General features: G+C 36.9%; 9 protein-coding genes. 1 reads left to right on the top strand and 8 read right to left on the bottom strand.

The window, feature by feature from the left end:
• The first annotated feature begins 160 nt into the window (after positions 1-160).
• A complete protein-coding gene (locus tag I6U49_RS12990; protein ID WP_232804720.1) occupies positions 161-1,390 on the top strand; it encodes a hypothetical protein in 1,230 nt (409 codons plus the stop codon).
• Positions 1,391-1,703: 313 nt separating this feature from the next.
• Here the strand turns inward: I6U49_RS12990 and I6U49_RS12985 are convergent, their stop codons facing one another.
• From I6U49_RS12985 to I6U49_RS12950, 8 genes are all read right to left on the bottom strand, one after another.
• On the bottom strand, positions 1,704-1,964 hold the full coding sequence (locus I6U49_RS12985; RefSeq protein WP_193711989.1) for a hypothetical protein: 261 nt from the start codon (positions 1,962-1,964) through the stop codon (positions 1,704-1,706).
• 145 nt (positions 1,965-2,109) lie between these two features.
• On the bottom strand, positions 2,110-3,117 hold the full coding sequence (locus I6U49_RS12980) for an acyl-CoA dehydrogenase family protein (RefSeq protein WP_193711988.1): 1,008 nt from the start codon (positions 3,115-3,117) through the stop codon (positions 2,110-2,112).
• A gap of 66 nt (positions 3,118-3,183) precedes the next feature.
• Positions 3,184-3,783: a nicotinamide riboside transporter PnuC gene (gene pnuC, locus I6U49_RS12975; RefSeq protein WP_193711987.1), complete on the bottom strand. Its 600-nt coding sequence runs from the start codon at positions 3,781-3,783 to the stop codon at positions 3,184-3,186.
• Between the two features lie 395 nt (positions 3,784-4,178).
• Entirely contained in the window at positions 4,179-6,110 is a 1,932-nt protein-coding gene (locus tag I6U49_RS12970) for an OmpA family protein (RefSeq protein ID WP_198629133.1), read from the bottom strand.
• Between the two features lie 19 nt (positions 6,111-6,129).
• Positions 6,130-7,059, bottom strand: a complete 930-nt coding sequence (locus tag I6U49_RS12965) for a PorP/SprF family type IX secretion system membrane protein (protein WP_198629132.1) — start codon at positions 7,057-7,059, stop codon at positions 6,130-6,132.
• Between the two features lie 110 nt (positions 7,060-7,169).
• Positions 7,170-8,405: a gliding motility-associated C-terminal domain-containing protein gene (locus I6U49_RS12960; protein WP_198629131.1), complete on the bottom strand. Its 1,236-nt coding sequence runs from the start codon at positions 8,403-8,405 to the stop codon at positions 7,170-7,172.
• A gap of 379 nt (positions 8,406-8,784) precedes the next feature.
• Complete coding sequence (locus tag I6U49_RS12955) at positions 8,785-11,382, bottom strand: lectin-like domain-containing protein (RefSeq protein ID WP_198629130.1); 2,598 nt, start codon at positions 11,380-11,382, stop codon at positions 8,785-8,787.
• A gap of 89 nt (positions 11,383-11,471) precedes the next feature.
• On the bottom strand, positions 11,472-12,674 hold a 1,203-nt coding region (locus I6U49_RS12950), incomplete at its 5' end, for a hypothetical protein (protein ID WP_198629129.1).

The raw sequence follows: 12,674 nt of genomic DNA, 5'->3' as shown, positions 1-12,674 counted from the left end.
GTAGAAAACAACAGGTTCTAAAATTAGAACAATAGCACCTCTAAATATAATTAAGCACAAACATCTAAAATTCAGTTAATTATTAACACAAAGCTTAAAGCTATCTTAATTTGAGTAATTAGGTAAGAATATTGGTTTCAAGAAGATAAACAGTTTTATCATGGCCCCAGAAACCAATTTGATACTTAACCTACTTCAAGCATTAATGCTAATCCCATTTTTGCATCTTTTAAATCAGGAAATTTTTAAAAAGCTAAGCAGAAAGCACGAGTTTTTCTCTACAGGATTAATGAACAAACTTTTCTTTTATCACTTAGTCTTTGCCGGGATTTACTATAGTTATGCCTTTTTTAATCCTTCAGATTCTAAAAGGTATTTTCGTGTGCCCGGCACAGAAGGCAAAACCTGGGGCGGCTTTCTGGATACCGGAACATCTTTTATAGATTTTCTATCCTATCCTTTTATAAATTTCTTCGGATTTAGCTATGAGATGATGATGCTACTATTTAGCTGGATTGGTTTTCTGGGCTTTGTTTACGCATACCTGTTTTTTAAAGAAAATATTTCTTTAAATATAAAATTGTTTAAAAGAATAGATTTTCTCACGCTTATTCTGTTTCTGCCCAACATGCATTTCTGGACAGCTTCTTTAGGTAAGGGAGCACCTATTTTTCTGGGTTTAATGTTATTTGCTTATGCACTTAAAGAACCAAAAACAAGATTCTTTAGTCTAAGTTTGGGGTCGCTATTGGTCTTTGCTATTAGGCCACATATGTTCCTATTATTAGCCGGAGCAGGAATGTTAAGTATTTTTTTAAATAAAAATCAAATCAGCTTAAAACAAAAAGCCATTTTTGTAGGAGCAATTACCGGTGTTTTACTGTTATTCCACAAACAAATTCTTGGTGTAATGAACCTTGGAAATTCTCAAAACTTAATCGCCGATTTTCTTTCTTTTACCGAAAATAGGGCAAAAGATTTAGACAATGCCACTTCGGGCGTACCCATGACCGAATATTCAATAGTAGAAAAATTCTTTACCTTCTGGTTTAGGCCCCTATTTTTTGATGCGCCGGGAATTCTTGGCATAATTGTATCAATAGAGAATTTAATCTATTTGATATTGTTTGGTAAACTATTTAAAAAGAGTTTCTTTGGGTTTCTAAAAACCGCTCCGGCAAACGTAAAATTGAGCTTAATCCTGTTTTTCACCAGCTCATTCGCCATGACCTTTGTAATGTCTAATTTAGGAATCATCCTAAGGCAAAAATCAATGATTATGTATTTCTTGTTCTTTGTAATATATTATTTTATGGCTTACGAAAAAGATACTGTTTTTAGATTAAAGCAAGAAGTGACCGGGAGAAAAACCATAACCAAAGCAGCTTAGTGCTTCTATGGATTTGAGGGAAATTTAAGAACCTAAGATTATTAATTATTCTTTAAGTTCATTTTTTATAGCTACAATAGCTGTTCTTGTGATGCCGAATATACTGAAGTTGTTCTTTATTATTGCCAAACGACTCGAAGCTTTTATTGTTCAGGCACAGTATCATTTAAAGAAATAAATAGGTTAGCAGGCTTACCGCTGATAACAACAAAATTGGTAATCATCAACGATTTTCACAAGCTTTAAAAAGTTCATTGAATTTCAAGGAGTTAAATTTCCTTGAAACTCTACTGGAAAATTAAAAATCCTGAGATTAAGAAGCCAACATTCTAAAAAGCTCCTCGTCTATTTTTGCATTTATATTTCTATGGTATTTATTGAGTAAATTGGCTATTAATTCTCCTATGGCATCCTGACGGTCTTCAGATTTGCTCATAAACTGAATCTTTCCCCATCCGCGAATATCGCAAACCATCATTCCCTTGGCATCCCAAATAGTTTGATTTCTATGGTCATAATTAACCGGAAATTTCAAGGTATCTAACGCTAAATTGTTTTTTTCACTTAAATTCATGAGTATTTTTTTTACTATTATTTTAAGCAAAATTAATCGCAAACAAACTGGTATAGGTTAATTAAAAATTAAACCTTAGCACCTGATTTTTAAGTGAGTGTTAAGTTGAATTTCAAGCAAATTACCCCAGGACAAAACTCTGAGCTTACCTGGTAAAAATATGGTGTTGTGTGGCGGTAAAATAATCGCAAAACACCTGATTTAAAGGCTCGTTATTCCTACTTGCTTTAACTCCCAAATAGGGATATATTTCAATTATACTTTTTGACAGGTTTTTTACCGAATCTGACGCCGAAATATGTACTTCTTCCCTATATTTTTGATGAATCTCCACCTCACATCTAATATTAGACTCTATTGTTTTTGCAAACCCGGCAACTTTTGAATTAGATACAGAGAGTATATTGGCCAAAGACTCCAGGCTTTTATTCATTTTAATTTTATGTGCTTCAGCCAGGAAATGTTCTGCCATACCAATATAATTCACCCAAAGTGTTAGGTCGGCAAATACCGAAAAAGGAATTTTAAAAATATCCTGCGGCTGGTGAAACTCATTATAGATAAAACTGAACCGCTTAGAGACCAAAACATCCTCAACGATAAAGGAGTGAGTGCTTGAAGCTTTTAAACCCATACTATTCCAATCTTTCACTATGCTAACTTTTTCCCGGGGAATCACAAAAGACAGAACTTTTGGTGAACCATCCTCATTCTTTACAGCTTTACCATGTTCGTGAATTTCGGCATTTAAAGTAAAATGGCTTAGGTACTCTGCACCGGTAGCATAACGCCAGGTACCAGATACTTTATACATATCCCCAATTTTTACAGCTTTGCCAAAAACACCTCCGCTACCTCCTAAAACAGGAGCTTTAGAACCTTGAAATATTTCGCCTGCCGCTTGCGGTTTTAGGTTTCCAATAAAATAATTGGCACCACTACAAAGTGTAAGTGTCCAACCCAGGCTACCATCAATTCTTGCCAGTTCCTGAAGCCTGGAAAGTCCTTCAGAAAGCAAAAGTTCAAGTCCTCCGTAATTTTTGGGTACCCAAATGTTCCAAAGATTCTCTTTGGCCAGCCAGTTTAAAACTTTTTCCGGAAAAATGTCTTTCCCTAAACACAATTTGGTAAGCTCTTGGTGCGGTTGTATCATGAAACAAAAATTTAGAAAATTAAATTCATATTCTTTAAAATGGATTGCAAATTATAGGGTTGTTTATTATGCTGCTAATTGCGCCTGCTTGGTTTTAACAATTTTTCGCCATTTAAAATAGCCCGAAGTTCCTACAATAAACAAGAAAACTGTTAATGCTGCATACACATATAAATCTTTATAAATAAGCAATGGGATAGAAATAATATTGCTAATATTCAGGAAAATCCAGTTCTCCATTTTTCTTTTGGCCATGAGCCACATGCCTGCCCAGGCAAATGCACTCACCCAGGCGTCCCAAAAAGGAACATCAGAATTGGTATAAAAACGCAGCCAATAACTCATTAAGCTAAAACAGCCTATAACAATTCCTATGGCTTTTACATATTCTAATTTACTGGCGTAAGAAATTGGGGTTTCCTCCTTTTGGCGGCCAAATTTCCAAAAAAACCAGCCATAGATACTCATCACCAAATAATAAAGGCTTAAAAGAATATCGGCATATAATTTTGACTGGTAAAGAACATAGAGGCCTATTAGGATAGAGGCAATTCCGAATAAATAATTATGGATATTGTTTTTTCTTGCCAACAGTACCTGCACCACTCCAAAAGTAGTCCCCAAAGCTTGCAACCAAACAATTTTTGTAAAGAAATCCTCTATCATGGTAATTTAATTTTACAATGAAATGAGGTGGTGAGATAACTAAAATTGCAGAAATACAATATCAGCATTGAAAAATCCCTTCGCTGGCATTATCCAGATCAGGTTCAGAGTATAATACATCTGGGACAAAGCCCAAAGAAACATTTTAGAAAATGAATCTTGATTCGAGAAAAAAATTAATCTCAAATGTCGAGTAAAACTCCCTGGGTATCATCTCAGCCTGCCTTAAAGCAAGCACCCCATTTCAGGCACAAAGCTATAGCTTATTTATGAAGATTTAGTAGTATTTGTGGTTTAAATAAATATAGAATTTCGTCAGAGTTTATACAGACAATAAATAGCTTATTAAATAGCCTTCCAAGCTTCTTAATTTATACACCCGGAAGGCTCATTTCCTATTCGAGTATAATAAATTCCGATCGGCGGTTTTCCTGATGTTTTTCTTTACTACAGTTCACTCCGTTTTTACATTCATTTAAAAGCCTCTCTTCTCCATATCCTTTTGCCTTTAACCTATTTGCATCAATATTGTTTTCAATAAGATATTCCATGGTAGACTTCGCCCTTCTCTCAGACAGCTTTTTATTATAAGCATCAGACCCCCTACTATCAGTATGCGATCTAATCTCAATTTTTAACTTTGGATACTTTTGCATAACGGCAAGAAGCTTCTCAAGTTCTACCCGGGCATCTTTTCTTATATTCCATTTATCAAAATCGAATAAAATATGCTTAATATTTAGCACCTTGCTAATATCGGTTCCCGGAACTAATGCCAGGCTGTTACGCTTCAACTGAAAATCGATTTTTTGGGATTCTCTTTTTGCTTCACTTGTATACTCCCTGGCATCAAAGTTTTCCTTTTGGGCACGAAGCCTATAAGAATTAAAATAATTAGTTACCACACTATAATTCCCTTCACTATCGGTTTTTACCAATTTATAGACACTATCATCATCTTTATATAGGGTGATGGTAGCATGGGGAATAGGCTTCATTGTTCCTTCTTCCTTTACCTGCCCTGTAATAGTAGCTTTATAAAAATTTACTATTTCTGAGTTTTCCTTAAGAAAATAGATATCAGCATAAGCAAAATCTCCATTATTTGTACGATTGGAACTAAAAAAACCGTTTTTGGTTTGGGTATCAACACCAAACGAAAAGTCATCGGCATAAGAATTAATTGGTTCCCCAACATTCAATAAATCTCCAAAGCCAGGGTTTTCTATCTTAATATAAAAAACGTCCAATCCCCCTAATCCGAAATGCCCGTCAGATGAAAAATATAACTCGTTGTTTTTAGACACAAAAGGAAAAGTCTCTTTACCTTCTGTATTAATTTTTGCACCTAAATTCTCGGGCTCTCCCAACTCACCTGTTTTTAGGATTGCAACCCTATATAAATCTGAATTGCCAAAACCTCCGGGACGATTAGATGAGAAATAAAGGTATTTTTCCTCACTATCCAGTGCCGGATGCGCCGTAGAAAAGGCATCACTATTTATAGCCAAATCTTCGGGCTCCTGCCATTTGCCATCCTTTTTTCTTGTTCTATAAATCTTTAAATATTTACTCTCTGATTTATTTTTGGCATCTGCATTGTTTTTTGTGAAGTACATGGTTTCGCCATCTTTACTTATCACTGCAGAAGATTCATGGAATTTCCCGGAAATACCTCTTTTTAATTTTTTTGGCTTATTTAATACCGAATCTTTTTTAATCGCTACCGAGTAAAGATTAAGAAAGCTAAGTCCGTCCCAGGCACTTTTTCTCTTTACAAAAACCCCGGTATCCCTGGTAGAGGCATAGATTAAATCTCCATCCTGATAGAAATGCCCAAACTCAATTCCACCAGAATTAATTTTTTTTAATTTTTTGATACGATACCTATCAGAATTCTTATCTATTAATTCTAAATAATCTTCAGCACTAAGTTCGACGCTAGAAGACTGTGCCCCGCCATTTTTACTTTTAAACAAATTATAATAATGCTTCGCTTTCTCATCATTCCCGGTTGCTTTTAAAGCCTGGGCATACCGCCTTAGATAGGATGTTTCCTGATCTTCTTCAAAATCAAACAACCTTTCATACCAGCTAACGGCATCATCGTAAGCTGCATTGAAATAATAAGAGTCCCCCAGTCTTTGAAAAAGTTCTTCAGACTCAAACCCCTTTTCAGCAACCTCCAAATAAATGTCGCGGGCATTAATATATTCATATTCATTAAAAGCTTCATTAGCCTTATCCAGTTTCGCCTCCTGGGCCATTACCGTGGAAGTTGAACACAAAAAGAAAAATATATACAGGTATTGAAAATTCTTAATCATAAAGTGGGCTATTAACTAATTAAAAGAATCTTGGGTTAACACTATTACGCACGCGTGTTCCTAATTCAAATCTTAGAAAGATCTCATGAGAGCCGGAGTTATACCGTTGTAAAGGCGTAGTGTCATAATCGTAAGCATAACCAATCATAATATTATCTGAAACATTAAATCCGGCAAGAGCACCTATAGCAGCATCCCAGCGGTAGGAAGCTCCCAGGCTAAAACGATTATAAAGTTGGAAATTGGCTGAAACATCTACGGCCAAAGGCGCCCCTGAAACCGCTTTAACCAAAAAAGCAGGTTTTAATTTTAAATCCTGATTTAAGTTAAAAACATAGCCTCCAATGGCATAAAAATGTAATTTCTCTGTAGCTGTTGAAACAGCGATTTCATCATAATGTTCGGTTTCAAGCATATTTGGGGTTGAAACTCCAAAATACCACTTCTTTGAGTGTAGGTAAAAACCAATTCCTACTACCGGAGAAGTAAGGTTTCTATTTATAAGGTTCACGTCGTTTGGATTTTCGATATCCAATTTGTTAACATCAAGGCTAAACATATTGATCCCTGCTTTTAAGCCGAAAGAAAGTTTTGTTTCCGGATTAAAAACGGGAATTGAATAAGAGAAATCGGCGGTTAGAATATCTTCCGAAGAAGGCCCAATACGATCACTAATAAAACTTAGCCCTACCCCTACTCGTTTAATTCCAATTGGGGAATTAACAGAAAAGTTAAGAGTTTCAGGAGCTCCTTCAAGCCCTACCCATTGGTTACGGTACATCCCAAATGTACTCAACATACCCCTGCTACCTGCATAACCCGGATTAATACTAACCGTATTATACATATACTGGCTATATTGAGAATCTTGCTGGGCATTTACCTCCTGGAGGCAAACAACAATACTACACAGTAAGAAAAAAAGTATTCTTTTAATATTTATTCCCATTCTATTTTTTTTACTCGATAATTGAGGTTTAATTGTTTCGAAGCATACCTCGAAACCACAAATAATTTCCTGGCCAATCTCCCGGAAACTTCTCCCGGGATATCCATTAATTAGTTAGCATTTAGGTATAAATAACCTGCCTTTTTAAAGGTGTCTATTTCTTGGTTCCCTACTGAATAATCAAATTTGAGTATGTAGAAATAAGTACCTGAAGGCAATTGTTCATTTCCATTAACATTAAGTCTTCCGCGGGAGTAGCCATCAAACAAATCTCCCTGTTCCCCATAATTATCGGTTTCAAAAACCTTCACGCCCCATCTGTTATAAACTTCTACTGTAATATTCTCTGTACATGTATTAGAAGCTCCAGAGGTTATAGAGAAATAATCGTTAACTCCATCCCCATTTGGAGTAACTGCATTATAAACTGCAATTTGACACGGAATTACACTTACTTCATTGATTCTTGCCAGGGTAAAAACGCCAAATTTATCTACCATGGTAGAAACAGTTTGATTAGCATTATTAACTATTCCTCCTTCATCTACCCATCTATTCTCCATTTCATCCCATCTTACAATATGAATTGCTTCCTCCCGGGGTGTGGCCAGAATCTCTGAAGGCGTGGTTTCATCGTTCCACGAAAGACTGATGAATATTTCTTCTGAATCGCCAATATTTTCTATAGTCCAATACTCGTTCTCATTAATTATTTCCACGAATTCTGAACGTAAATCGTGTGGATATAAAGCATTGCTATTCTCCAGGTAGTATTTAGCTTCTACAATACTGTTGGTATTTTCCATTTCGGCTGTACCTGCAAACCGATAAAAGCCTCCATCCCCAATTGGAAACTTAAAATCTTCGGTTCCATAATGAATTACATGACCATCTACATGACTGGCATTAGAGGTATTGGTATGGCCTGCAGTTTCGCCAAAAGTGAAGCTTCCACCGTAATTATCATTATCTACAATCCCCTGAAAAAAATTGGACTCCCCGGCTATGTGTATATCGCCAGATAATTGGAAGGGAGCAGCCTCACTGCTATTCTCAAAAATGGCATTGTAAAAATAACTTGTTTCCCCTCCAGAAATTTGCTGCAGATTATTCCCGGTAAACCGGGTTGTACCGGTTTCACCATAAAAATCTACAACACCATCATTGTTAAAATGACTGTAGATAAATGATTCGCCATCGTTATAAAACTCAGCATATTCTAAGTTGTTAAAACGCTCTACTGTTGAAAACTCAGTACCCTCACTTACGTAGAGTGTTCCTTTGTTGCTTGTTTGAGCAATAACTCCCAAAGGAAAGACCAGTATTATAAGTATTAATAAGCGCATAATTTAAGGTAGATTAATATTAAAAATATGCCCGCCATTGATACCAGACACATTAGATATTCAAATTCTTTATTTTTTGCTATTCTATTTTTCATTGTTTGAAAAAAACATTCAGCTTACAAAAGTTCCGGCCCCATTAGCTTCATTCTAAGTCCAGGCGGGTTGATCTCTACATTTATATTCATAATTTATAGAGAACAGGAGCAATAGATATATCTATGTTGTTTTTTTATTACCACGGGCAGCATATAGCCTATGTATATAAAATCGGCTATTCCAGATATTAAAAATGTGGTATCTCTTACCTTACTTAAGAGAGAGATATTCTTCCGATATTCATAAAAACCCTTAGCCATACATATGTGCTTTAGAATATTCATTAGTTTCTTGCTTTTGAAGGCAACATAGGATTGGTGATTATTAAACAGGGTGTCTTATTTTTCCCACTACCATAGCCCGTCATAGTAGTAGCTCCTACTACGTTTTGTGTTCCAGTAATCGTATTTGTACCTGTGGAGTTCCATGGTATATTATTAAATTCGTTATCATTGATTAAAACCAAAGGAAACAACGGCCCTCCCGAAACTTTACTCGCATAGAGGGCTACCGAGCCAGTAGGACCTATAACCACCCGTATAAGAGGGGCTGATGCACTTCCTGTCATTTGCCATATATCTCCTTCTGTGTCCGTTTCAAATTCATCACCATCGGCAAAACGAACGTTGATTCCGTTTGTGTCTTTCGATTGAAACTCAAGTTCGTTCACAGCCAATTTGGTATCGTTAATCTCCAGGTTAAATGAATTGTCTAGAGTATAAATATCAAACTGGAAACCATAATTAGTAGCTGGTTGATTAAAAGTTACCGATTCTCCATCCGATAAACTAAAACTTTCCCCTTCAACATCTTCCACGCACCATCCCGTATCACATCCCCCCATACTTTCGGGAAGAGAAGCATCTTTAACCAGGACCAATATTTCGGTTAATTCACTTTCACAACCCCCTTCGCTCTGACTTAAATAATAGGTATTGTAACCCGGTGTGGAGGTATCAGGAATTATTGGTGAACCTCCTTCGTTCAGATACCAGGTAAGGGTATATCCGGGATCAGCAATATTACTTGTTGGAATGGTTTCCCCCTGACAAACTTCAATATAACCGGCTTCCGGCACACTAGGAGCATTAGGCTGTGAGGCTATATTTATTGAAGAACTATTGTTCCCAAGGTTTTCTGGAGGCTCTATATTACTCCCTGAACCATTAAATTCTACTTGTGCTGTATTGGTATAACCGGAAGAAACCCCATCTATGGTAAACATAATTGGCGGTGCAGACCTTCCTGAGCCTAAAGTACCAGTACCATTTAAAGTAAATGTATGAATATTACCATTACTACTATGCGTCCAACCGGTACTGTTATTGGTAAGTGTTGCACCTGCCGGTATTTCATCAGTCACTACCACATCGTTGGTACTACTGTAGTTCAAATCTTCCGTTCCTAAGTTAGAAACCCTTATAATAAAATCATTACCATTGGTGGCATCCAAACACTGCTGATCGGTATCTTTTTTGATGGTTAAGTCCACACCCTCTGCTATAACAGGGGTGTTTACAGTAGAAGTATTATTACCCAAATCGGGATCGGTAACTTCATTATTACCAATATTGACCGTGTTTTGTAGTAAGTTCCCAGTGGGAATTTCGTTCAAAATGGCTTTTACCGTAATAGTTCCGGTGCTGTTTGCCGGCAAACCTACGGTTCCATTAAAATTCCCGGAAGTTATAGGTGCTCCAGAAGTAGGTGTAGGTAAATTAGCATTGGTGAAACCACTATGGCTAATGTCTGTAATATTAAGCATCCCGTTGGGAATAGGATTTCCTTCCCCATCAGTAAGTTGGTCTTCTATATCAATAGTTGAAATTGCTGCTGGGGTATCATTGTTTACCTCTATTATATAGGTAATTTCATTCTCATTACCCGAACCGGCAACAGAACGCAACACATTCTTATCTGCCAATTTATTCACCCTCAAATTCCCTGGGGTTGTAACCAAAAGGTTTCGAATTTCGTGATAGTTGAACCCACCGCCAGTAGAAGCTGCGAAGCCCAATTTTAATAACTCTGGTGGAATATCTGAAGTAGTATAATTAATCAATTCTGTAAAAACATCTCCTTGAGTTGTTGCCCAGCGTACGGTAATGTTATAAGTACTATTTCCAGTAGGAGTTATTTCAACTTGAATTCGACGATAAAAGTTGGCATAGCTTGGTCGAGAGCCTACCGTAGTATTATAGTCAACTACATCATCTTGAGCATTTCCTTGCTGATTAAGAGCATCGACAATATTGCCATTACCTAAAATTGTTACTCCATCTAAATATTTATTAGTGTTAGGATCATCTGGATTCGCAGAAGTAGTTGGCCCTCTAAGTGCTACAGAATTGGGACTCAGCTGTGATGATCCTCCGTTTTTTCCTTCAGAATTTCTTACATAGTTTCCATAAGCATCAAAACCAATGCCCACATAACCTCCAGTAAGACCAGGAGTTCTAGGGTTGGTAGCAGTATTGTTTGCATATCCCAAAGAACTTCCATAGGCACCTAAAGCAAAATTTCCAGGGCCGTAATTGGCGTCGAATAAAAAGACACTAAACCCATCTGCTCCATTATAGGTATTATCATCCTGGTCTCGCCACATTGTAAATTCAAAATCCACCAACACACCCAAAGTTGACGGAAAGGATTTATTGACATAGGCATAACCTTTTTGGCTTTCCGAAGCTTCCGTTAAACGCAACCAACCAGCATTTACAGGGTCAGAAACACCTGATGTTAGATAAGCTTCATCACCCAGGATGACATCGGGGGAACCACTGCCCTTAAAGTCATCTGTAATGGTAAACTGTGCTGAAACCTTAGAAGTGGCGAGCAAAAAAACAATACCAGTAATTAGTATATGTATTATGTTTTTCAAATTGTTAATTTTAAAATTTGACTTTAAATTTCTGGTTTCAAACAAACCTACAAGGCTTCCAAAAACCTTGTAGGCTCTATCTTGTACTACTATTTCACCACAAATACAATGTTCATAAAGGATGCTGCACTGTTTGTAGAGCTTATAATATCATAAGTTAGTACACCATTGCCATCTACACTTACATTTGCAAACACAGTAGTATCGTAATAAGTAATATGATATTCCAACTCGTTAGCCGGTAAAGTTGGGATTGCTGCTGAAGCACCTGCACTGCTAACCATTGGCGAGCCAAATTGATTCACATATTCCTGGTGTAGATTACGTGTAAAGCTTGTACCTTGAGTCGAAGTATCAAAAACTACACTTGGCATATAGAAAAACTTTGGCATTGCAGACTTCACTTGCCTTAAAGTACCATCAGCTTCTGCAACTACCAATTGATCGTTAGCAGTACCCGGTTGCAAGCCTGCTACTGCCAATGTGTTTGTTGCATCGGTCGTAATGCTTGTAGGCTCAATTAAAGCTCCTCCTAATTTAATATCTAAGGCAGATTTCGTCAATCCATTTTTAGCTTCCAGGATTTCACCCACTCCAGATTTATCTATCCAGGTTACATTTCCTGTAGCATCGGTAGCCATTATTTGATCATTACCTACGCCTTGTATTTTATTTGTAGTAACCGCTCCATCGGCTAGTTTAGCTGTAGAAATCCCAGCATCTGCTACTTGTATTCCGGCATCTGCCAACAATTTCGAAAGTCCGTCTGTCCCGCTTATAAACTCCAGACCTCCATCAAGACTTAAATCTCCTTCGCTGGTATTTACTGTGGCCAACAACTCCTCAATTGCAGTCTGAACATTTGTTGCTGTCAATATATTGGTCGTATTATCGAAGGAAACTGCACTTGCATTGGTATCGATAGTTGTAATAGTATTCCCAGAAGCATCAGTAAAAGTATAAACTCCATCGGTTACACTTACTGAAGTAGTATTGGCATCAATAATCACCTCCGTACCGTCTACTGCGGTATGCGTATAGGTGCCGTTGCCATTAGCAACTAAAACATCGGTAGTATTATCCAGGTTAGACTGAATCTCATCCAAAGCATCCTGTACATTGGTAGAGGTTAAACCTGAATTGGTATTGTCATAACCGGAAGCACTTGCATTGGTATCGATAGTCGTAATTACATCACCATTACCATTTGTAAAAGTATATACCCCATCGGTTACACTTACTGAAGTAGTGTTGGCATCAATAATCACCTCCGTACCGTCTACAGCGGTATG

Source organism: Salegentibacter maritimus, assembly GCF_016236915.1.
In the GTDB taxonomy this organism is placed as follows: Bacteria; Bacteroidota; Bacteroidia; order Flavobacteriales; family Flavobacteriaceae; genus Salegentibacter; species Salegentibacter maritimus.
This window is presented reverse-complemented; position numbering and strand designations above follow the sequence as displayed.

What these genes read in the sequence shown, in the direction of transcription:
- I6U49_RS12990 (WP_232804720.1), top strand. Translation starts at nt 161, where the DNA reads ATGGCCCCAGAAACCAATTTGATACTTAACCTACTTCAAGCATTAATG.
- I6U49_RS12985 (WP_193711989.1), bottom strand. Translation starts at nt 1,964, where the DNA reads ATGAATTTAAGTGAAAAAAACAATTTAGCGTTAGATACCTTGAAATTT.
- I6U49_RS12980 (WP_193711988.1), bottom strand. Translation starts at nt 3,117, where the DNA reads ATGATACAACCGCACCAAGAGCTTACCAAATTGTGTTTAGGGAAAGAC.
- pnuC (WP_193711987.1), bottom strand. Translation starts at nt 3,783, where the DNA reads ATGATAGAGGATTTCTTTACAAAAATTGTTTGGTTGCAAGCTTTGGGG.
- I6U49_RS12970 (WP_198629133.1), bottom strand. Translation starts at nt 6,110, where the DNA reads ATGATTAAGAATTTTCAATACCTGTATATATTTTTCTTTTTGTGTTCA.
- I6U49_RS12965 (WP_198629132.1), bottom strand. Translation starts at nt 7,059, where the DNA reads ATGGGAATAAATATTAAAAGAATACTTTTTTTCTTACTGTGTAGTATT.
- I6U49_RS12960 (WP_198629131.1), bottom strand. Translation starts at nt 8,405, where the DNA reads ATGCGCTTATTAATACTTATAATACTGGTCTTTCCTTTGGGAGTTATT.